The organism is Stenotrophomonas sp. CCNWLW57 (assembly GCF_037203925.1).
In the GTDB taxonomy this organism is placed as follows: Bacteria; Pseudomonadota; Gammaproteobacteria; order Xanthomonadales; family Xanthomonadaceae; genus Stenotrophomonas; species Stenotrophomonas rhizophila_A.
On sequence record NZ_JBBCBJ010000001.1, the window covers coordinates 927,574 to 948,181 of the forward strand.

General features: G+C 69.5%; 18 protein-coding genes. 1 reads left to right on the forward strand and 17 read right to left on the reverse strand.

The window, feature by feature from the left end; translation table 11 throughout:
* Positions 1 to 4: 4 nt before the first annotated feature.
* Positions 5 to 1,807: a monovalent cation:proton antiporter-2 (CPA2) family protein gene (locus V9K91_RS04090; RefSeq protein ID WP_336442744.1), complete on the forward strand. Its 1,803-nt coding sequence runs from the start codon at positions 5 to 7 to the stop codon at positions 1,805 to 1,807.
* A 184-nt stretch (positions 1,808 to 1,991) separates the two neighbouring features.
* Here the strand turns inward: V9K91_RS04090 and V9K91_RS04095 are convergent, their stop codons facing one another.
* From V9K91_RS04095 to V9K91_RS04175, 17 genes are all read right to left on the reverse strand, one after another.
* On the reverse strand, positions 1,992 to 5,333 hold the full coding sequence (locus tag V9K91_RS04095) for an ankyrin repeat domain-containing protein (protein ID WP_336442745.1): 3,342 nt from the start codon (positions 5,331 to 5,333) through the stop codon (positions 1,992 to 1,994).
* Complete coding sequence (locus V9K91_RS04100; RefSeq protein ID WP_095363240.1) at positions 5,326 to 5,592, reverse strand: YcgL domain-containing protein; 267 nt, start codon at positions 5,590 to 5,592, stop codon at positions 5,326 to 5,328. The genes V9K91_RS04095 and V9K91_RS04100 overlap by 8 nt, the downstream gene beginning before the upstream one ends.
* 229 nt (positions 5,593 to 5,821) lie before the next feature.
* Positions 5,822 to 6,259, reverse strand: coding sequence for an excinuclease ATPase subunit (locus V9K91_RS04105; protein WP_093532656.1), 438 nt, complete (start codon positions 6,257 to 6,259; stop codon positions 5,822 to 5,824).
* A gap of 46 nt (positions 6,260 to 6,305) precedes the next feature.
* Positions 6,306 to 7,547 carry a beta-ketoacyl-ACP synthase gene (locus V9K91_RS04110; protein WP_095363241.1) on the reverse strand — a complete coding sequence of 414 codons (1,242 nt, stop codon included), beginning with the start codon at positions 7,545 to 7,547 and terminating at the stop codon, positions 6,306 to 6,308.
* Positions 7,547 to 8,278: a 3-oxoacyl-ACP reductase FabG gene (gene fabG / locus V9K91_RS04115; RefSeq protein ID WP_095363242.1), complete on the reverse strand. Its 732-nt coding sequence runs from the start codon at positions 8,276 to 8,278 to the stop codon at positions 7,547 to 7,549. Before fabG ends, V9K91_RS04110 begins: the two co-directional genes overlap by 1 nt.
* The gene (locus V9K91_RS04120) at positions 8,275 to 8,736 is read right to left on the reverse strand and encodes a hotdog family protein (RefSeq protein ID WP_176472616.1); all 462 of its coding nucleotides are present in this window, start codon (positions 8,734 to 8,736) and stop codon (positions 8,275 to 8,277) included. Before V9K91_RS04120 ends, fabG begins: the two co-directional genes overlap by 4 nt.
* A complete protein-coding gene (locus tag V9K91_RS04125) occupies positions 8,733 to 9,920 on the reverse strand; it encodes a beta-ketoacyl-[acyl-carrier-protein] synthase family protein (protein ID WP_095363244.1) in 1,188 nt (395 codons plus the stop codon). The genes V9K91_RS04120 and V9K91_RS04125 overlap by 4 nt, the downstream gene beginning before the upstream one ends.
* Positions 9,917 to 10,468 (reverse strand): DUF3261 domain-containing protein, encoded by a 552-nt coding sequence (locus tag V9K91_RS04130; RefSeq protein ID WP_336442746.1) that lies wholly within the window; start codon positions 10,466 to 10,468, stop codon positions 9,917 to 9,919. Before V9K91_RS04130 ends, V9K91_RS04125 begins: the two co-directional genes overlap by 4 nt.
* A complete protein-coding gene (locus V9K91_RS04135; RefSeq protein ID WP_336442747.1) occupies positions 10,456 to 11,697 on the reverse strand; it encodes an NAD(P)/FAD-dependent oxidoreductase in 1,242 nt (413 codons plus the stop codon). Before V9K91_RS04135 ends, V9K91_RS04130 begins: the two co-directional genes overlap by 13 nt.
* A 45-nt stretch (positions 11,698 to 11,742) precedes the next feature.
* Positions 11,743 to 14,175 (reverse strand): MMPL family transporter, encoded by a 2,433-nt coding sequence (locus V9K91_RS04140; protein WP_306987269.1) that lies wholly within the window; start codon positions 14,173 to 14,175, stop codon positions 11,743 to 11,745.
* Positions 14,096 to 14,722, reverse strand: a complete 627-nt coding sequence (locus V9K91_RS04145) for an outer membrane lipoprotein carrier protein LolA (protein WP_068854451.1) — start codon at positions 14,720 to 14,722, stop codon at positions 14,096 to 14,098. Before V9K91_RS04145 ends, V9K91_RS04140 begins: the two co-directional genes overlap by 80 nt.
* The gene (locus V9K91_RS04150; RefSeq protein ID WP_210131343.1) at positions 14,719 to 15,141 is read right to left on the reverse strand and encodes an acyl-CoA thioesterase; all 423 of its coding nucleotides are present in this window, start codon (positions 15,139 to 15,141) and stop codon (positions 14,719 to 14,721) included. Before V9K91_RS04150 ends, V9K91_RS04145 begins: the two co-directional genes overlap by 4 nt.
* Complete coding sequence (locus V9K91_RS04155) at positions 15,128 to 16,690, reverse strand: aromatic amino acid ammonia-lyase (RefSeq protein ID WP_249833325.1); 1,563 nt, start codon at positions 16,688 to 16,690, stop codon at positions 15,128 to 15,130. The genes V9K91_RS04150 and V9K91_RS04155 overlap by 14 nt, the downstream gene beginning before the upstream one ends.
* On the reverse strand, positions 16,680 to 17,627 hold the full coding sequence (locus V9K91_RS04160; RefSeq protein WP_249833326.1) for an acyltransferase: 948 nt from the start codon (positions 17,625 to 17,627) through the stop codon (positions 16,680 to 16,682). Before V9K91_RS04160 ends, V9K91_RS04155 begins: the two co-directional genes overlap by 11 nt.
* Complete coding sequence (locus tag V9K91_RS04165) at positions 17,624 to 18,376, reverse strand: glycosyltransferase family 2 protein (RefSeq protein WP_336442748.1); 753 nt, start codon at positions 18,374 to 18,376, stop codon at positions 17,624 to 17,626. The genes V9K91_RS04160 and V9K91_RS04165 overlap by 4 nt, the downstream gene beginning before the upstream one ends.
* A complete protein-coding gene (locus V9K91_RS04170) occupies positions 18,369 to 20,057 on the reverse strand; it encodes an AMP-binding protein (protein ID WP_336442749.1) in 1,689 nt (562 codons plus the stop codon). The genes V9K91_RS04165 and V9K91_RS04170 overlap by 8 nt, the downstream gene beginning before the upstream one ends.
* Positions 20,050 to 20,601 (reverse strand): hypothetical protein, encoded by a 552-nt coding sequence (locus V9K91_RS04175; protein WP_210131347.1) that lies wholly within the window; start codon positions 20,599 to 20,601, stop codon positions 20,050 to 20,052. Before V9K91_RS04175 ends, V9K91_RS04170 begins: the two co-directional genes overlap by 8 nt.
* Positions 20,602 to 20,608: the final 7 nt, after the last annotated feature.

Below are 20,608 nucleotides of genomic sequence, written 5' to 3' on the forward strand. Positions count from 1 at the left end.
CCCCATGCATAGCGGTGCGCTGGTCCTGGCCCTGGTGCTGCTGCTGGCCGCGGTGATCGCGGTGCCGGTATTCAAGAAGCTCGGGCTGGGTGCCGTGCTGGGCTACCTGGCAGCGGGCGTGGTGCTCGGACCCGACGGGCTGGGCTTCGTGCAGGATGCCGACCGGATCCTCGGCGCGGCCGAGATCGGCGTGGTGATGCTGCTGTTCGTGATCGGGCTGGAGCTGTCGCCCACGCGGCTGAAGGTGATGCGGCGCTCGGTGTTCGGCGCCGGCACCGCGCAGGTGGCGCTGAGCGCGCTGGTGCTGGGCGGCCTGCTGATGCTGGACCACTTCCACTGGAAGGGAGCGCTGATCGTGGGCATCGCGCTGGCGCTGTCGTCCACTGCCGTGGGCCTGCAGCTGCTATCCGAACACAAGGGGCTCAACACGGATTACGGCCGGCTGGGCTTTGCCATCCTGCTGTTCCAGGACCTGATCGCGATTCCGCTGCTGGCGGCGATTCCGCTGCTGGGCGGGGCGCGCAATGAAACCCTGCAATGGAACGACGTGGCGGTGGCGCTGGGCGCGCTGGCGGTGGTGATCCTGTGCGGGCGACCGGTGCTGCGCTGGCTGTTCAACACCGTGGCGCGTACGCGCAGCCCGGAGGTGTTCACCGCGATGGCGCTGCTGGTGGTGCTGGGCACGGCGTGGTTCATGCAGACGGTGGGCCTGAGCCCCAGCCTGGGCGCGTTCCTGGCCGGCGTGCTGCTCTCGGATTCGGAATTCCGGCATGAACTGGAATCGCAGATCGAGCCGTTCAAGGGGCTGCTGCTGGGCCTGTTCTTCATCGCCGTGGGCATGGGCATCGACCTGGACCGGGTGGTGGCCGAGCCGTGGGCGATCGCGATCGGGGTGGCGGTGCTGCTGGTGGTGAAGTTCAGCCTGCTGTTCGGCATCGGCAAGCTGGCCAGGCTGAGCACGCGGCACGCGCTGCTGCTCGGCAGCGTGCTGTGGCTGGGCGGTGAATTCGCGTTCGTGGTGTTCAACGAAGCGCAGCGCGCGAACCTGCTGGGCAATGCCAACCACGACCGGCTGGTGGCGATCGTAGGCCTGTCGATGGCGCTCACGCCGCTGCTGTTGATCGCGTTGCTGCGCCTGCTGGGGCGCGAACACGAGGTGGCGCGCGACAGGCCCGCGGCCGACACCATCGACAACGGCGGCACCGAACCCAGCGTGATGATCGCTGGCATGGGCCGCTTCGGCCAGGTGGTGGCACGCCTGCTGACCGCACAGAAAATCCCGTTCGTGGCGCTGGAAGCGAACCCGGATACGGTGTCGGACCTGCGCCGCTTCGGCAACAAGCTGTACTACGGCGACCCGACCCGGCCGGAGATCCTGCGCGCGGCCGGCGGCGAGCATGTGCGGGTCTACGTGATCACGCTGGACGACCCGGAAGCGAACATGCGCGCCACGCGGCTGATCCGGCGCCTGTACCCGGACGCGGTGGTGCTGGCCCGGGCGCGCAATCGCCAGCATGCATGGCGGTTGATGGACATGTCGGCCGAACCGTTCCGCGAGGTGTTCGGCAGCAGCCTGGACATGAGCGAGCGGGTGCTGACCGCGTTGGGCCTTCCCACGGAGACGGCGCGCAACCATGTGCAGCGCTTCCGCGAGCACGATGAAAAACTGCTGCGCGACCAGTACCTGGTCTACGACGACGATGCCGCGGTCATGCAGACCTCACGCGATGCGAGGGCAGATTTGATGCGCCTGTTCGAAGCCGATGCGGAACGCGACGAAAAGCCAGACAACCAACGCGAAAATTGAACGGAACCGATCGAACGTATCCAACTCCCCCATCGTTCGCCAGCAATTCGTAGCGCCGACTGTTAGTCGGCGACGCGCGCAGCGCAGCCCGAAGATCCGAAGACACGCACCCAACGTCTGCGACGCACCGATCGCGGTTGATAACTGTCCGAAGCCGCGTGTCAGGGGTTCATCCCCGCCGCCGTTACCCGTTATCGCGCAGGAACCGGGCCATCGACGAAACGCCCGGCACGCGCGGTTCGAACTCACCGGCCACGTCGATGAAACCGCGCATCACCGCGATCTCGCGCGGGCTGCGGTTCAACGCGTCGCGTACGTCCGGATCCGCGCCTGCGCGCAGCAGGCGTTGCACCAGCAGCGGCAGGCCGTGCAATGCCGCCAGGTGCAGCGGACCGAACCCACGCGGATCGCGCGCATCCAATGACACGTCTTCATCGAGCAGCCGCTCCACGGCGGCCAGCACGATCTGCTCATCGCACGCGGTACCCGGCTCGGCGCGCGCGCCCAGCAGCAACAGCAGCGGGGTCACCGAACCGGCTGCAGCCTGGTCCGGCTCGGCACCGGCCAGCAACAGGGTGTCCAGCAGCGCCAGCAGGCGCGAACGATCCCGCGCACCAAAGCCGTACAGGGCCGCACAATGCAGCGGCCCCAGTTGCTGCGCATCGCCCGCATGCACGTTGGCACCGGCGGTCAGCAGGCGCGCGGCGATGTCCGGCAGGCCCAGCGCCGATGCCAGCATCAGCACGGTCACGCCACCGGGCAGCTTGTATTCCAGTTCCGCACCGGCATCCAGCAGCGCCGACACGATGTCGATCTGGCGCATGCTCACCGCCGCCGACAACGGCGTGGCACCACTGGCTGCAGCGTGCTGCGGGTTGGCGCCACGCGCCAGCAGCAGGTCGACCACGGCCAGGTGGCCGCCACCGGCGGCACGCAGCAGCGCGGTGCAGCCCTGCGCATCCACCACGTCCACGGCGAAGCCCAAGTCGTTCAACCGGCGCACGGCGTCGGCATCGCCGGCCATCGCGGCGGCGGGGAGATCGGCGGCACGCAGCGCGCGGCGCGGCAGCTGCCACACGCGCCAATCCAGCCAATCGGCCAGGTCGCGGCGGCCGATCGACAGCGCCACGCCCAGCGGGGTCTGGCCATCGGCAGCGCGGGCTTCGGGCGAGGCGCCCTGCTGCACCAGCAGCTTCAACGAGCCTTCGCGGGCCAGCGCGGTGGCCAGGTGCAGCGCGGTCATGCCGTGGCTGTCGCGCGCTTCACGGTCCACGCCGAGGGTGAGCAGGGCCTGCTGCAGACGCAGCCAGCCCAGGCGAACGGCGAGGGACAGCGGCGGATCGCCGGCCGGCGAGGCCGCAAACGGATCGGCACCGCGTTCGAGCAGTTCCAATGCAAGCTGTTCCAGCCCGCGCGCGGCCTGGTCGTGCTGGGCACAGGCGCTGAGCAGGCGCGCCAGGCCGCCGGCACCGGTCGGCGATACGCCCCGGCGCAGCAGCACCTGCAGCGCGGGCACCGCATCGATGCCACGCGCCAGCAGCGCGAACATCGGGGTATCGCCGCAGGCATCCAGGACCTCCGGCGCGGCACCATGCGCCAGCAGCCACTCCACCGCGTGCGGGTCCAGCGCCAGTTCGCCGTCGTGGAGCAGGCCGCCCAGTTCGTCCGGGCTGCACAGGCGGGCCAGCGAGGCCATGCCATCCACGTTGCCGAATCCCAGCGCTTCGCGCAGCAGGTCCAGCGGCGGGCGGTCCGGCAGTGCCGGGCTGCCCTGCCCGCTGTCATCCTCGCCCGCGCTGGCCAAGCCATCGCTCACTGCGGTGGGCAGCGGGTAGCTGCGGTCCAGCAGCGAGACGATCGCCCAGCGCCCGGCGGCGGCCGCGATATCCACGGCGCGGCGTCCCTGCGGATCGGACACGTCGGCGGCAATGCCCAGGTCCAACAGGCGGCGGACCAGCAACGGCGAGACGTTGTCGGCCATGCAGGCCAGCAGCACCGCGTTGCGGCCTTCCACGTCGACCGCATGCAGGTCGGGCTTGTGCGGCAGCAGGTGTTCGACCACGCCGGCCCGGCCACCGCGCGCGGCTTCCAGCCACGGCGTACGAGACAGCGCATCGCGCGATTCAAGGTTGGCGCCGGCCGCCAGCAGCACATCGATGATGTCCACGTGGCCGGCCAATGCCGCTTCATGCAGGGCGCTGCGGCGTTGGCGGTCGCGCGCGTCGGCGCGCGCCTTGTGCTTGAGCAGCAGCTGCACGCCGGCCGGATCGTCTTCTTCGGTGCCGGCCGCGGCCAGCAGCACGGGGGTGCCCTCGGCCGGCTCGGTGCGCGCACCGCGCTCCAGCAGGAACCGCGCCAGCCGCCAGTTGCCGACCTGGCAGGCCACTGCCAGTGGCGACCAGCCGTCATTGTTCAGTGCATCCACTTCGGCCGCGGCATCGCGCAGCAATGCGGCCACGCCGGGGTCGGAACTGCGCGCGGCGTGGTGCAGCGGGGTGTTGCCGTCGCTGTCTACCGCGCGCGAATCGGCGCCGTTGGCCAGCAGGGTCATCACCGCTTCGGGGCGGCCGTGCCAGCTGTCGCGGGTGGCGGCCAGCAGCGGGGTCATGCCCTTGTGCGGGGTGTTGACGCCTACGCCACGGGCGATCAGCTCGCGCAGCAGGCGCAGGTCGGGCAGCACGGCGGCCAGCACCACCAGGCTGCGCTGGTCGCGCCAGGTGGGATCGGGCAGACCCTGCGGGTCGGCACCTGCCGCCAGCAGCTGCAGGGCGCGGTCGACCCGGCCGCTGCGCGCGGCTTCGTACAGCGCCGGCAGGCGTTCGTGCTGGGCCAGCGGCTCCAGCGGCTGGCCCGGGTCGTCGTGCTGGGCGGCGGCGGCGAACGGGTCGCTGCCCAGGTCGAGCACGCTGCGGCTGCCCAGCGGATCGGCCGGCGCAACGCGCTGCAGGGCCAGATGGGCCAGCGGCGAACCGATCAGCACCACCAGCGCGAACGGCCAGCGCAGGCCATCGGGCACCAGCCCCGGCCATGCAGGAACCACCACCAGCGCGCAGATCGCCACCACCAGCGCGGCCACGACCAGCCCGCGCCAGGCGCTGAGATCTCGGCCGGCCAGGGTGCGCCAATGGCGCGCCAGGCTGCCGTCACTGCGTTCGATTTCATTCCACAGCGGCCAGGTGCGCCAGACGCCGAGCAGCGCGGCACTGACCGCCACGCTCAGGCCAAGCACGGCCGCCAGGCTGCCGCTGTCGTGCAGCGCGGCCAGCGGCCAGGCCACCAGCAGCGCCAGCAGGGCCGGGCCCACCGACCACAGCGCGAGCAGCGCCGGAAGGTCCTGGCGGCCCAGCTGGGGCAGCGCCGGCACGGCGCGGCTGCGCCGCCACCAGGACATGCCCAGCGCGAACGCCGGCTGCGCCAGTGCGGCACCCAGCGCAGCCGGCACCCCGCCCAGCACTGCTGCCAGCGACAGCAGGCCGCCCGTGGCGAAGGCGATGGCGGCAGCGCGGGTGCGCGGAATATCAGTCATCGCGGCGCGGCACCTTCACGGGCGCGACCAGCGGCGGTGGCATCTGCAGGTGGAAGCCGCGCGCCTGGAGATTGGCGCGCACTTGATCAGCGTCGGCCAGGGCGAGGCGACGGTCGGGGGTCAGGGCAACTTCCAGCACGAATGCGAACGGCGCCAGCGTGGCCTTCAGCGCATCGGGGATGGCATCGAAGGCGTCGCGGGCGGCGAGGTAGACGTAAGTGTCCTGCTTGCGTTGGCTTTTGTAGACGTAGGCTTGCATTGCCCGCGGGGCTTGGCCCTGGGAATAGATACGCCGATTGTGGAGTAAAGCAGGCAACTACGAAAGCCGGGCAGGCGCCAAGGTGTCGGTTTGCTGGCGCGCGGCAGATTCAGGTTCATCAATGTCGCGGCGGTGTTCAGGTCGGGCGGCCACCGCCGTTCCGGGGGAACGGCGGCGGCGATGCCAGCCGACTAACAGTCGGCTGCTACCGGTGAAGTGCTGCGAAGCGTCACTTCACCTTTGCGTAGGTGCCCTTCAGGGCGACGCCGGCCAGGATGGCGCCTGCGTAGCATTCGAAGTTGGTGGTGCTCTTGAACTCGTTCTTCTTGTAGTAGCTGACGACGTCGACCACGGCGTTGGCGCCGCGCGACTTGGCGCCGTCCTGCAGCGCCTTCAGCGCCGACAGGGCCACCCAGTTGCAGGCCTCGGCATCGCTCTTGTTGGCGGCATTGGTCTTCTTGTTGGTCACGTCTTCGCCGAGGCGCTGCTGGACGTTGACCTTTTCGCCGGCCAGGAAGAAGCGGACGCTGCCGTCGATGCCGGCGGCTTTTGCCTCCGGGGAGTTGATCAGGTCATGCAGCGGCAGCTCGACCCGGGTTTCACGGGCATTGGCGGTGCTGGCAACAGCAAGCAGGGCGGTGGCGGCAATCAGGGCAAAACGACGCATTCAAACATCTCCTTGTTGGTAAGGCGGGGTGTTGCTCGGGGGAAAGTCAGTCCTGCCAGCGGCGGAAGATCAACGAGGTGTTGATGCCGCCGAAGGCGAAGTTGTTGCTCATCACGTACTCGGGCTGCATCTGCCGGCCTTCGCCGCGGATGAAATCGAGCGCGCCGCAGCGCGGGTCGACCTCGTGCAGGTTCAGGGTCGGGGCGAACCAGCCTTCGCGCATCATTTCGATGGTCACCCAGGCCTCGAACGCGCCGCACGCGCCGAGCATGTGGCCGACATAGCTCTTCAGCGAGCTGATCGGCATGCCTGCGCCGAACACCTGGGCGGTGGCCTGGGTTTCGGCGATGTCGCCGTGTTCGGTGGCGGTGCCATGTGCGTTGACGTAGCCGATCTGGCCCGGTTCCAGCCCCGCGTCCTCCAGCGCCAGGCGCATGGCCTGGGCCATGGTGTCGGCGGTGGGCTGGGTGACGTGCTGGCCGTCGCTGTTGGTGCCGTAGCCGACCACTTCGGCCAGGATGGTGGCGCCGCGCGCCTGCGCGTGTTCCAGCTCTTCCAGGATCAGGGTGCCGGCGCCCTCGCCCAGCACCAGGCCGTCGCGGTGGGCATCAAACGGGCTGGGGGTGGTCTTCGGCGCATCGTTGCGCACGCTGGTGGCGAACAGGGTGTCGAACACCGCCGCGGCGGTGGCGTCGAGCTGTTCGGCGCCGCCGGTGACCATCACCGTCTGCTTGCCGCTGCGGATCGCCTCGTAACCGGACCCCACGCCCTGGCTGCCGGAGGTGCAGGCGCTGGAGGTGGTGTACACGCGACCGGACAAGCCGAAAAACACGCCGATGTTCACCGGCGAGGTGTGGCTCATCATCTTCAGGTAGGTGGTGGCGCTGATGCCTTCGGTGGTGTGCTCGTGGAGCATGCGGCCGAATTCGGCAGTGGCTTCATGGCTGCCCGACGACGACCCGTAGGCCACCCCGGCCAGGCCGCTGCGCAGCACCGGATGGCCGAGCAGGCCGGCCGCTTCCAGCGCCAGTTCGGTAGCGCGCACCGACATCACCGCCACCTTGCCCATGCTGCGGGTGGTCTTGCGGTTGTAGTTCGAGGGCAGCTCGTAGTCTTCGGCCGGTGCAGCCAGGCGCGTGTTGAGGCCGTCGAACACTTCCCAGCCGGGGATGTAGCGCACCGCGTTTTCCTGGGCATGCAGGCGCGCGCGGATGCTCGGCCAGTCGTGGCCCAGCGGGCTGATGGCGGCGGCACCGGTCACCACGACGCGACGATCGGGTCGGCTCATCAGACCATCCCTCCGTTGACCGAGATCACCTGGCGGGTGATGTAGCCGGCCGATTCAGAGAGCAGGAACGAGACCGCGTGCGCGACTTCGTCCGGCTGGCCCATGCGCCCGGCGGGAATGAGTTTCAGGGCGTGCTCAAGCACTTCTTCGTTGACCATCTCGGTCTCGATCAGGCCCGGTGCCACGCAGTTGACGGTGATCGCGCGGCTGGCCAGTTCCAGCGCCAGCGCCTTGGTGGCGCCGATGATGCCGGCCTTGGCCGCGCTGTAGTTGGTCTGCCCGCGGTTGCCGACCAGCCCCGACACCGAAGACAGGGTGACGATGCGGCCGGGCTTGCGCCGCCGCACCATCGGCATCACCAGCGGGTGCAGCACGTTGTAGAAGCTGTCCAGGTTGGTGTGCACCACCGCGTCCCAGTCCTCGGCGGGCATGGCCGGGAAGGCGCCGTCACGGGCGATGCCGGCGTTGCAGACCACGCCGTAGTAGGCGCCGTGCGCCTCGACATCGGCCTCCAGCGCGGTGCGGGCGGCCTCGCGGTCGGACACGTCGAACACCAGCACGCGGGCCTGGCGGCCCAGTGCCTGGATCTCCGCGACCACCTGCTGCGCTTCGTCGATCCTGCTGCGGCAATGCACCACTACGTCGAAGCCATCGCGCGCGATCCGCAGCGCCACGGCGCGGCCGATGCCCCGGCTGGCGCCGGTCACCAGCACGGTGAGATTCCCTGTCATGCCTCTCCACTCTCCAGATAAGCCATCGCATCGCGTGGTTCGAACACCGATACGTTGGCGACCGCCAATTCAACATCCCCTGCCAGGATCCGGCAGGCGAACATGCCCAGTCCATTTTCGCCCATCAGCTCGCAGTGTGCCTCCACCCGCAGGCAGCTGCCCGGCGTGAAGGCCGGTTGGTGGGCGGTATAGCGGCGGGTGCCGAGCAGGAACCCGATCGACGGCTCGCGCCCTTCGGCGCGCGCGCGGCAGCCGGCCCAGGCCGCAATCGCCTGTGCCATGTACTCGACGCCCACCCAGGCGGGCACCCCGGCAGGGGTGGAGAACAGGCCGTGCGTGGGCACGTCCACTTCCACCACGATGGATTCCGGCTGCCATTCGATGACCCGGTCGATCAGCCGCAGGCTGTCGCGATGCGGCAGCACGCTTTCGATATCGGTCGGCAACTGCATGCTCATCCCCGCGCCAGCGCCAGCACGGCATTGCTGCCGCCGAAGGCGAACGAATGGCTGAGCACATGCTGCAGCGGCTGCGCCGCGCGCGTGCCAGGCGCCACCAGGGCCAGCGCCGGCAGCGCCTCGTCGCCCTGCCCGTCCCACCAGTGCGTGGGCAGGCGCTGGTCCGGGTTGTCGGCCAAGGTCATCCAGCACAGCGCCGCTTCGATCGCACCCGAGGCGCCCAGGGTGTGCCCGGTCAGCGGCTTGGTCGAGCTGGCAGGCACCTGCGTGCCCAGCACGCTGGCCACGGCCAGGCTTTCCATGGCGTCGTTGTGGCCGGTGGCGGTGCCGTGCAGGTTGACGTAATCAATCTGGTCGGGGGCCAGGCCGGCGCGGTCCAGCGCCTGCTGGATGGCCTCGATGGCGCCGCGCGCCTGCGGGTCCGGCGCGGACATGTGGTGCGCGTCGGAGGATTCGCCCCAGCCGGACAGGCGCACTGGTCCCGGCTCGCGGGTCATCAGGAACAGCGCGGCGCCCTCGCCGATGTTGATGCCGTTGCGGTGGCGCGAGAACGGGTTGCAGCGCGCGGCCGACACCGATTCGAGCGCGCAGAAGCCGGCCACGGTGAAGCGGCACAGCGAATCGGCGCCACCGGCCACCACCGCGTCGACCACTCCCGAACGCAGCAGGCGCGCGGCGGACATCAGCGCCTTGGCGCTGGACGAGCAGGCGGTGGAAATGGTCCAGGCCGGGCCATCGCTGCCGATCCGCTCGCGCACGAAGCGCGCCGAGGTGCCCATTTCCTGCTGCGCGTAGTCGAAACCGTCCGGCCAACGGCCTTCGTCGGCCTGCAGGCGCAGCGCGCCTTCGGATTCGCCGATGCCCGAGGTGCTGGTGCCGATGATCACTGCGACGCGCTCGGCGCCGAAGCGCGCGATCGCCGCTTCCACCGCCGGGCGGATCTGCAGCAGCGCGGTTTCCAGCAGCGCGTTGTTGCGTCCGCGCAGCGCCACCGGCAACGACGACAGGTCCGGCAGCGGCCCGCTCACTTCGCCCAGCGCCAGGGTGCGGCCGGCGATCAGGGTGTCGTTGCCGCGCAGGCCCCCGGGCTGGTCGGCAAACAGCGCGTCGCGCACCTGCGCGCGCCCGCTGCCCAGTGCGCAGACCACGCCCAGTTCGTTCAGATAAACCGCGGTACTGCTCACTGTCGTGCCTGTCCCATGTCCAACGATTCAATCACCAGGTCATAGCCTTCGGCCAGGTTGCGCAGGCGCAGGCGGCCGCCGTCGAGCGGTTCCAGTACCAGCCACGCCTTGCCACCCTGCTCCAGGCGGCGGCCTCCGTCGGCCTCGACCAGGCTCCATCCCGCGGGAAGCTTCGCCCGGATGGCATCGGCCGGCCACAGCGCGAACTGAAGGTCATCCAGCACGCGTTCGCCACGAACCTGCGGCGGCAGCCACGGGGCGCGGGTCTGTTCCAGGGTGTGCCCGTCCCAGACCATGCGCACGCCGGTCTGGCCCATCGCCTGCACCGCCAACCGCACCTGCTCGCCATCGGCCTCGAGCAGCGCATCCAGCTCGCGCTCGTGGCTGCCGAAGCGGAACTGCAGGCGCTGCTGCAGCTGCAGCGGTTCGGCCAGCGCCGAGGGCGCCAGCTGCAGGGTCGGCAGCTGCACCAGGGGAGCGGGCATGCGGGTGCTGGCGCAGGCCGCCAGCAACACGCTCAACAGCAACGTCAGGATCAGCCGGTGCACAGTTCCTCCAGCACCCGCAGGCGGCGGCCGGTGTCATCGGCCACGTACGGATTGTTGGTGTCCCACGCGTAGCCGGCCAGGATCGCGGAGATCATGCGGCGCACATCCGGCTGCGGGTCGGGGTGGTAGATGATCTTCTGGAAGCCACCGGCGTACCAGGCCTCGACGAAACGGCGGAAGGTCTTCACCCCGGCGCGCAGCGGAATGGCGAATTCGCGCTCCCAGTCCACCTGCTCACCGGCATGCCGGCGCGCCAGGCAGTCGCTGGCCAGCTGCGCGGACTTGAAGGCGATGGTCACGCCGGAGGAGAACACCGGGTCGAGGAACTCGCCGGCGTTGCCCAGCAGCGCGTAGCCCTCGCCCCACAGCGAGCTGACGTTGGCCGAATAGCCGGTGATGGTGCGCACCGGCAGCACCGCCCATTCGGCGTTCTTCAGCAGGCGGGTCAGGTTCGGGTCTTCGCCGACGATGGCCTGCAGCTTCTCCAGGTCGGTGCCGTCGTACTTCTCGAAGAAGCTCGGCTCGGCCACCACGCCCAGCGAACAGCAGCCGTTGGAGAACGGGATGGTCCAGTACCACACGTCCACGTGTTCGGGATGGGTGGTGATCAGGATCTTGTTGCGGTCGAAACCGGCATCGGCCGGAATGTGGTCGCGCACGTGGCAGAAGATCGCGCCGCGCACCGGGAAGTTCGACGGTGATTCCAGGTTGAGCAGGCGCGGCAGCAGGCGCGCGAAGCCGCTGGCATCGAGAATGAAGCCAGCTTCGATGGTGTACTCGCTGCCATCCGGGCGGCGCACCTGCACGCGCGCCGGGCTGCCGGGCTCGACCGACAGCACTTCGTCGCCGAAGCGCAGGGTGGTTCCCATGCGCTCGGCACCGCGCGCCAGCACGTCGTCGAAATTGGCGCGCTGCACCTGGTAGGTGGTGCCCCAGCCCGGCGAGAACTTGTCGCGGAAGTCGAACTCGGTGGTGCGCTCGCCGCGCACGAAGGCCGCGCCGTTCTTGTACTGGAAGCCGGCTTCGACCACGTCCTGCAGCAGGCCGGCCGCTTCGATGTACTCCATGCTCTGCGGCAGCAGGCTCTCGCCGATGGAGAAGCGCGGGAACTGCTGGCGCTCCAGCATCAGCACCTGGCGGCCCTGCTGGCGCAGCATGGCGGCGGCCACGGAGCCGGCAGGGCCGGCGCCGATCACCAGGATTTCAGTTGTTTCCAGTGCTGCGGTCATCGATGCATCCTTGATCAAGAAGTAGGGGGAGTCCGGCGCGGGCGCTCAGTGCGGTGCGTCGTGCGGTGGCGGGCGGAACAGCGGCGAGATCAACCAGACCAGGCCGATGCCGAACAGCAGTGTGAGACCGAACGCGCGCAGCGCCGGCGTGGCCGACAGGCCCAACAGGCCGAACGACAGCCAGGTGCTGGCCGCGCCGACGCAGACCGCCAGCCAGGCGCTGGCATCGCCGCGGTGTTCGATCAGGAAGATGCCGTAATCGATGCCCATGCCGAGCAGCAGCATCAACGCCAATACATTGAACAGCTGCAGCGGCTGCCCGAACAGGCCCAGCAGGCCCAGGGTGAGCGCGCCGGCCGCCAGCGTGGGAGCGAACACGCGCCATGCCTGCGCGCGGTAGCGCCAGTACAGCACCGCGAACACCAGCACGATGCCCACCAGCAGCAGCGCGCTCATCAGCTTGCGGTAGTGCTTGAGCAGCGCGGAAAAATCGGCGGTGCGGTCGACCCAGCGCACGCCGTCGATACCCTTGGCCTGCGCTTCCAGCAGCGTCAGCGCATCGGCGCGGGAGAGGTCATCGACCATCACCACCGATGCCATGCCCTTGCCCACTTCGCCCAGCCACAAGTGGCGGAACGGCATGGCGGCGGGCGACGCCAGGAACGCTTCTGCCTGCAGGTCGTGTGCCGCGTAGTCCGGGCGCTGCAGGGTTTCGCCGACGGTGTCGCTGACGGCAGCCAGTACCTGCGGCTCGACCCGCGCGGTCAGCGCGGCATCGGCATGCTGGCGCTGTACCGACGGCAGCCACTCGCTGATCGCGCGGTAGCCGCCGATCTGCTTGTTGGCCGAGAGCACGCGCAGGCGCTCGATCAGCGCTTCTTCGCGTTCCAGCACCTGTTCGGCGGTGTCGCCCTGCACCAGGTAGAACTGCGCAGGGCTGGGCATGCCCAGCATCTGGCTGATGCGGATCTGCTGGTTGATCAGCGACATCGGCGAGGACTGCAGACTGCGCAGGTTGTCGTCCGCGGTCAAGCGCAGCATGCCAAGGCCCGACAGCACCACCACCGCACCCAGGAACAACCCGACCGGGCGGCGCCCGTGCAGGCGCGGCCAGCGCTCCAGCGTGGCGCCCAGCCAGCGCGCGAAGCGGGTACTGCGGATTTCGCCGCCATCCAGCCACGGGAACCAGAAGATCACGGTCAGGAACGCACCGGCCAGGCCCACTACGGAGAACAGCGCCATCTGGCGCAGGCCGGGGAACGGCGCCAGGCCCAGCGCGAGGTAGGCCAGCGCGCTGGTCACCAGGGCCAGCCACAGGCCGGGCAGCAGGTGCCGCAGCAGTTTCCAGCGGCGGTCAGCCGGCTCGGCCTGGCGTGAGGCGAACCAGTGGATGCCGTAATCCTCGGCGACGCCGACCAGCGAGGCGCCGAACACCAGGGTCAGCACGTGCACCTTGCCGAACACCAGCACGGTCACCGCCAGCGCCACGCCGCAGCCGATCAGCAGCGAGGCGGCCACCAGCAGGATCGGGCGCAGCGAACGGAACGCAAGCCACACCAGCAGCAGCACCGCCGCCAGCGAACCCCAGCCGATGGTGTTGATTTCCCAGTTGGCCTGCACCGCAGCGGCTTCGGCGTGCAGCGGCACCCCGGCGCGCAGTACTTCCAGGCCGGGCGCATGCTTGGCCGCAGCGGCGGTGGCGGCATCGAGCAGCAGGTCGATATGGCGCTCACCATCGAGCTGGAACGCGGAACCCAGCGTTTCGTACTGGATGACCGACCAGTGCTTGCCATCGGCGTCGAGCAGGCCGTCGTCGCCCATGCGCAGGCCGGAGGCGGCCGCCCGCTCCTGCCACCACTGCGGCCACAGCGACAGCGGGTCCTGCCGCCATTCGGTCAGGCGCGGCGCGCCCATCGGGCCGTACAACGCGGCCAGCGCGGATTCGGACAGGCTTTCGGCGGACTCATCCTGCAGGCGCTGGCGCTGCTGCCCGGTCAGCAGGCGGTCGCGGTACGGCGCGTAGAACGCGCGCGCCTGGTCGAACCAGCCTTCGATGGAGCCGCTTTCCTGCAACAACGCCTTGCCCTGCGGATCGTCGCGCAGGCGCTGGCGGAAAGCCTGTTCGGCGGCCTTGGTGGCCGCGCCGTCGGCGCTGCCGAGCAGCACCACGATCTGCCGCGCATTCGCATCGGCGATGCGCCGGGTTACATCGGACAGCAGGCGGTCGTGCGCATCCTGCGGCAGCAGCGCCAGGATGTCGGTGTCGATCCGCGATTCCTTCGACCACAGCTGCCACTGCTGCACGCCCAGCCCGACCAGCACCAGCAGCCACGCCACCGCCAGCCAGCGCCATGCGCGCTGCAGCCGGCCGTTCTCGCGCCAGGCCGAATTCAACGACTCATTCAAACCGGCGGTCCTCGTCGGCGCTGAGCTGCGCCGGGGTTTCGCCCAGGGCGGTGAAGTGGATGCGGGTGACATCCTGGTTCGCTTCGGTGATCTGCACCTCGCGCACGTAACGGTCGCCGCTCAGTTCGAGCGCGCTGAACACCTTGGCCAGCATCGGCGAGCGCGGGGTAAGGTGCATGCGCCAGCCGTTGTCGGGCAGCGCGTCGACCTTCACCGTGAACTGCGCGGACAGCGCCTGCGCATCGCCGCTCATCAGCGCGAACATGATCGCGTTGACCGAGCGCATCGCCGGCTGCTGGCGGCCATCCAGTTCAACCCGGCTGCTGCCATCGCGCTGGCGGCTGAGGATGCGGTCGCGGGTGACCACCACTTCGGAGGGGAACGGCTTGAGCGTGGTCCAGATCACGCCACGGTCCTGGGCCAGCACGAAGCGGCCCTGGGAGCGCAGCGGATTCTTGAAGCCGGAAACCTGCTTGTCCTGGCTGAATTCGCCGCGCAGCACGTTGACCTTGGCCACGCGCTGCTTGACCAGGTCCACGCTGGCGGCCGGCGCGGCGAGCACGGGGCTGGCCACGGCCAGCAGCACCAGCACGCCCAGCGTGCGCAGGAAACGGATCATGGCACCTGTACTCCCAGCCGTTCCCAGAGCACCGACGGGCACAGGTACAGCATTTCGTTGGTGGCCGCGTCGACCGCGACCTGGATGGTGTGGGCGCGGGTGAGCACCTGGCCGCTGTCGGCGTCGAAGATCTCGTAGGCGATCTTCAGGCGGTTTTCCCACTCGGTGATGGTGGCGCGCACGCGCAGCGCCTGGCCGTACAGCAGCGGGCGGATGTACTTCACCCGCGCGTCGACCACCGGCCAGATGTAGCCGGAATCGCGCATCTGCGGGTAGTCGTAGTCATAGCGTTGCAGCAGCGCGCAGCGCGCCACTTCGAAGTACTTGAAGTAGTTGCCGTGCCACACCACGTGCATCGGATCGCAGTCGTGGAAGGTCGGCGACAGCGCGACCTCGAAGCTCAGGTCAGGGACGGTCATACAGGCTCCAGCGCTGGCCACGGATATCGTCGAGCAGGCTGCGCAGCTCGCCGTCCAGGGCGCGGTCTTCTTCCACCAGCGCGATGCGTCCGCACAGGTCCTGGTACATGCCGGCCAGGTCGCCGTGCAGGGTGGCGTTCATGCCGACCCGCTCGCGCAGGGCCACGCCCTGGCGCGCGGCGATCAGCATGCCGGCCACCACCTGTTCGGTCAGCTCGATCACGCGCAGGCAGTCGCGCGCGGCGATGGTGCCCATGCTGACCTTGTCCTGGTTGTGGCATTCGGTGGAACGCGAGAACACCGAGGCCGGCATGGTCTGCTTGAGCGCTTCGGCGGTCCACGCCGAGACACTGATCTGCAGCGCCTTCAGGCCGTGGTTGATCGCCGCACGCTCACCGGTGGAAGCCGACAGGTTGGCCGGCAGGCCATGGTTGAAGCGCGCGTCCACCACCAGAGCGAGCTGGCGGTCGAGCAGGTCGGCCAGGTTGGCGATGGTGTTCTTCAGCGCATCCATGGCGAAGGCGATGTGGCCACCGTAGAAATGGCCGCCGTGCAGGATGCGCTCGCCATCGGCGTCGATCAGCGGGTTGTCGTTGGCGCTGTTGAGTTCGGTTTCGATGAACTGGCGCAGGAACGGCAGCGCATCCTGGACCACGCCGATCACGTGCGGGGCGCAGCGCAGCGAGTAGCGATCCTGCAGGCGCTGCTCGTTGCGGGGCGGGCGGTCGCTGTGCAGGTCGTCGCGCAGGCGCGCGGCGATCTGCATCTGGCCCGGATGTGGCTTGGCGGCGAACAGCATTTCATCGAAATGGTGTGCGTTGCCGTCGCTGGCCAGCACGTTGAAGGCGGTCAAGCGGGTCGCCAGCCTGGTCAGGTAATCGGCGCGGTCGTAGGCCAGGCAGGCCAGCGCGGTCATCACCGCGGTCCCGTTCATGATCGCCAGGCCTTCCTTCGGCCGCAGCCGCAGCGGGGCCATGCCGATCTCGGCCAGCACCTCGGCGGCCGGGCGGCGTGCGCCCTGGTACATCACTTCGCGTTCGCCGCAGAGCACGGCGGCCACGTAGGACAGCGGAGTGAGGTCGCCACTGGCGCCGACCGATCCTTCGGCCGGAATCAGCGGCAGCACGTCGTGGCGCAGCAGCGTGGCCAGGCCCTGCAGCAGCGGATGGCTCACGCCCGACATGCCACGCACCAGCGAGGCCAGGCGCGCGGCGATGACCGCACGGGTCTCCTGTTCGTCCAGGAAGCGGCCCAGGCCACAGCCGTGGTAGGTGAACAGATGGTGCGGCAGTTCGGCCACCAGTGCCGGTGGAATGTTGACCGTGCACGAATCGCCGTAGCCAGTGGTCACGCCGTAGATCACCCCGTCCTCGCGCAGCAGGCGATCGAGGAAATCGGCGCCGCGCTGGATGCGCGCGGTGAATGCCGGGTCGTCGCTGACCACGGCGTCGGCCTGGCGCTGCGACAGCGCGACCACGTCTTCAATGGTCAGCGGCGCATCGCCGAAGCGGAGCGTCCGGGCCGGGGTGGAGCCTGCATTACGTGCCATGAGATGCCTGATCCCAGAAGGGGAAGAAGTTGAACCAGTCCAAGGGGGCTTCGGTGACCTGGAGTTCCAGCCACCGGGCGAAATGTTCGGCCTGCGCGGTCAGCGCGGCATCGCGCGAGCCGCGCGGCAGGGTGATGCGGTCGCTGAAGTGCTCGAAGCGCACGCGGTAGCCCTTGCCTTCGTGCAGGCAGGCCATGGTGTACACGGGGCAGGCCAGCGCCGAGGCGAGTACATAGGCGCCGATCGGAAACTGCGCGGTATGGCCCAGGAACGGTGCCGGCACGGTGCGCCCGCCGCGCAGCGGCACGCGGTCGCCGACGATGGCCACGAATCCGCCGGCCTGCACGCGGCGCTGCAGCTCCACGGCGGTGGCCGGGCCCATGTCGGTGACCTGCATCAGTTCGACCGAGGCCAGCGGATCCAGCCGCTGCATGAGCCGGTTGAAGCGCTGCGCATGCGCGGTGTGCACCAGCACGGTGATGTGGAAGCCGGGCACCTGCTCGGCCAGCACCTGGCACAGTTCCAGGCAGCCGATGTGCGCGGTGAGGATCAGCCCGCCTTCGCGGCGTGCGATCTTTTCCAGCATCAGGTCGCGCTGCAGCTGGATGCGCTCGGGCGGGTAGCGCCCGCCCAGGCCGAGCAGCTTGTCCAGCAGCGTGTCGGCGAACAGCGCGAAGTGTTTCAGGCTGGTCCAGCGCCCCGGCGTACCGCCGAGCACCCCGGTGTGCGCCTGCAGCCGCTGCAGGTACTGCAGCGAGGCGCGGCGCGCCACGCCGTTGCTCAACCAATGGCACAGCACCACCGGGTATACGCACAGGCGGAACGGCCAGCGTCCGAACCAGCGGTGCACCCAGCACAGGAACAGCACCCCGGCGGCCGAGGTGGTCTCGCCCAGGTCGGCCCAGTGCGGGGCGTTGGCCGGTGCCGGTGCGTTCATGCCGCCCCGGTTCCTGCGACGCGGCGCCACAGCAGGCGCGGGGCGCGCCGCAGCATGCCGAAGAAAAGGCGGGTGTGCATGCGGCTGATGCGCACGTTGTCGCGCCACACATCGAAGTGCGACACGCCATCGCTGGGATAGGTCACCCGGGTGGGCAGGCTGATCACCTGCACGCCACGCCAGAACAGCCGCACCAGGATCTCGCTGTCGAAATCCATGCGCCGGCCGATGGTTTCCTCGCCCACCAGGCGGGTGACCGGGGCCAGCGGATACAGCCGGAAGCCGCACATTGAATCGCGGATCTGCAGCGACAGCGTATTGATCCAGACCCAGATATGGGTGGCATAGCGCCCGTACAGGCGTGCCTTGGGCACGCTGTCGTCGTAGACCGGAATGCCGCAGATCACCGCCTGCGGGTGCTGCGTGGCCAAGCTCACGAAGCGCGGAATATCGGCCGGGTCGTGCTGGCCGTCGGCATCGATCTGCAGCACGTGGGTATGACCACGCCGCGCCGCCTCAGCGAAGCCGGCCAGCATCGCGCCGCCCTTGCCCTGGTTCGCCGCCAGGCGCAGCAGGCTGACCTGGTCCGGGTGTGCCTGCGCCAACGCCTGCAGCACCTGCGCGCAGGCCGGGTGCGAGCCATCATCCACCAGCAGGCACGGCAGGCCACTGGCGCGCACGCCCCGCACCACCGCGCCGATGGCGTGTTCGTGGTCGTAGACGGGAATCACCACCAGCGGCTCAAGCATCGCCGAACACCACCCGCCCGCTGGCATGCACGCCGTGGTCGGAGACATAGCGGAAGCTCAGCACCGATTTCAGCGCATCCCAGCCCAACGTCAGCTGCAGGCGGTCACCCGGCCGCGCCACGTGCTGGAACTTCAGGGCGTCCATCCGCTCGAAACGCGGCGGCATGGCGAAGGCTTCGCGCGCGTAATGGATCGCCCAGTCCAGCTGGACCACCCCGGGCAGGATCTTCGCCTGCGGGAAGTGGCCATCGAAGGCGACCAGGTCCGGTTCGAGCGGGAGCACCAGCACGGCCGCGTCGGCGGCGCGCTGCTGCCACTGTGCCACCGGCAGCAGTGGCCGGAACAACGCTTCCAGCGCGGCGGCGGTGATCTTGCCCTGCGCGTTGTACGGCAGTTCGTCGATGAAGCGCCAGCGCCGCGGGCGGGTCACCGCATCATGGCTGTGGGCCAGGTGCGCACCCAGCGCCTGCGACAGCTGGCGGCGCTGTGCATCGGTCCACTGCGCCACGCCACCGTTGTGCGGCACCACCACGGCGGCAAGCTGTTCGCGCGCGCCCTGCAGCACCAGCACGCGCACGTCCTGTACCTGCGGGTGCGCGCGCAGCTGCTGTTCCAACGCGTCGAGCGAGACCCGGCGTTCTTCGATCTTGACGATGCGGTCGGCGCGCCCGAGCAGGCGGAAGCTGCGCCCGGCATCGGCCTCCACGCGGTCCTGGGTCTGCCACCAGCCGTCGTCGACCAGGTGCGGCGAGGACACGGCCAGGCAGCCTTCCTCGATCCGCCAGGACACGCCCGGCAGCGGGTGCCACTGCGGCTGTTCGGCGCTCCATTGGCGCCAGGCGATGCCACCGGTTTCGCTGCTGCCGAACACTTCGGTGGGTGCCACGCCGAGCAGCGCGCGGGCCTGCAGCGCGGCCTCGCTGGGCAGCGGGCCGCCAGAGGAAAACACCGCGCGCAGCTGGCCGCTCAGCGATGACCAGTCCAGCTGTTCGGGCAGGCGCTTGAGATGGGCCGGGGTGGCGACCAGCACCGAGGGCTGGTGCGCCAGAGCGCTGACCAGGTCTTCATGGAAGAAGCGGCGCGGCTGGATCGAGCGACCCGCCGCCAATGGCCACAGCACCCGGAACAGCAGGCCGTAGATGTGCTGGTGCGAGACCGTGCCGTGTACCTGCGCGCCATCGAGCTGCGCACCGAACGCGGCCTGCAGCGCATCCACCTCGCGGGTCAGCTGGCGCATGCGCTTGCTGATCGCGCTGGGCGCGCCGGTGCTGCCGGAGGTGAACACCACCAGTTCCAGCGCGTCTTCGTCCAGCACGGCCAGCTCGGCCTGAGGGTCGGCGGCGTCGCGCGGCTGCAGCGGCGCGAAATGCGCCGGCACGTCACCGGCGAAGCCGGCCACGCGCGGGGCCAGCCCGTCCAGGGTGGCCGGCAGGTTGTCGCCGCCCAGGAACACCCGCTTGCCGGCATGCCAGGCACCAAAAAGCGCGGCGGCGAAATCCAGGGTGTCGTCGAAATAGAGCGCCCAGTCGCGGCCAGGCGCGGCGGCGAACGCCTGCTGCCAGCCGATGACCCGGGTGCGGAACTGCGGGTGCGCCACGGCACTGCCCGCTGCATCGATGCCGACAATGCGTTCGGCCCGGGGCAGCTGCGCCAACCGGTCCAGCGCGATCCACTCAGCCATGCGCGTGTGCCGCCTTCACCCGCCGCCGCACCAGCCATTCACCACCAAACAGGACACCCATCATCACGTACGCCAACAATCCGTTGTAGAGCGCCCAGACCTGGTTGGAGGCCCAGAACGCCGTGAGCAGGGCCAGGCCCCCGTTGAGAACAAAAAAGCCGCACCACACCTGGGTGACACGGCGGGTATAGACCACGGCGAACGGCGGCAGTTCCGGCTCGGTCAAGCGCGCCAGCCGCTCCACCGCGCTGGGCGGGAAACGCAGGCTGGTGGCAAAGATCACCAGCATCACCGCATTGACCAGCGCCGGGTACAGCTTCAACGGCAGCGCCTGGTTGAACGCGGTGGCCAGCAGGGCCAGCACGCCGGCGCCGATCGCGGCGGCCCACCACACCGGCTGGCGGGTGGTCAGTGCGCGCAGCGCGGCCAAGGCGAACAGCAGCAGGGCCATCCAGCGCGGCTCGAAGCGTCCCAGCGAGAGATACACCACCAGCGGGTACGCCAGCGACAGCACTGCAAACGCCGCGACGCGTACCCGGACCATGGTCGAT

Coding starts and splice junctions, on each gene's coding strand:
- V9K91_RS04090 (WP_336442744.1), top strand. CDS start 5: ATGCATAGCGGTGCGCTGGTCCTGGCCCTGGTGCTGCTGCTGGCCGCG.
- V9K91_RS04095 (WP_336442745.1), bottom strand. CDS start 5,333: ATGACTGATATTCCGCGCACCCGCGCTGCCGCCATCGCCTTCGCCACG.
- V9K91_RS04100 (WP_095363240.1), bottom strand. CDS start 5,592: ATGCAAGCCTACGTCTACAAAAGCCAACGCAAGCAGGACACTTACGTC.
- V9K91_RS04105 (WP_093532656.1), bottom strand. CDS start 6,259: ATGCGTCGTTTTGCCCTGATTGCCGCCACCGCCCTGCTTGCTGTTGCC.
- V9K91_RS04110 (WP_095363241.1), bottom strand. CDS start 7,547: ATGAGCCGACCCGATCGTCGCGTCGTGGTGACCGGTGCCGCCGCCATC.
- fabG (WP_095363242.1), bottom strand. CDS start 8,278: ATGACAGGGAATCTCACCGTGCTGGTGACCGGCGCCAGCCGGGGCATC.
- V9K91_RS04120 (WP_176472616.1), bottom strand. CDS start 8,736: ATGAGCATGCAGTTGCCGACCGATATCGAAAGCGTGCTGCCGCATCGC.
- V9K91_RS04135 (WP_336442747.1), bottom strand. CDS start 11,697: ATGACCGCAGCACTGGAAACAACTGAAATCCTGGTGATCGGCGCCGGC.
- V9K91_RS04140 (WP_306987269.1), bottom strand. CDS start 14,175: ATGTCACCCGCATCCACTTCACCGCCCTGGGCGAAACCCCGGCGCAGC.
- V9K91_RS04145 (WP_068854451.1), bottom strand. CDS start 14,722: ATGATCCGTTTCCTGCGCACGCTGGGCGTGCTGGTGCTGCTGGCCGTG.
- V9K91_RS04150 (WP_210131343.1), bottom strand. CDS start 15,141: ATGACCGTCCCTGACCTGAGCTTCGAGGTCGCGCTGTCGCCGACCTTC.
- V9K91_RS04155 (WP_249833325.1), bottom strand. CDS start 16,690: ATGGCACGTAATGCAGGCTCCACCCCGGCCCGGACGCTCCGCTTCGGC.
- V9K91_RS04160 (WP_249833326.1), bottom strand. CDS start 17,627: ATGAACGCACCGGCACCGGCCAACGCCCCGCACTGGGCCGACCTGGGC.
- V9K91_RS04165 (WP_336442748.1), bottom strand. CDS start 18,376: ATGCTTGAGCCGCTGGTGGTGATTCCCGTCTACGACCACGAACACGCC.
- V9K91_RS04170 (WP_336442749.1), bottom strand. CDS start 20,057: ATGGCTGAGTGGATCGCGCTGGACCGGTTGGCGCAGCTGCCCCGGGCC.
- V9K91_RS04175 (WP_210131347.1), bottom strand. CDS start 20,601: ATGGTCCGGGTACGCGTCGCGGCGTTTGCAGTGCTGTCGCTGGCGTAC.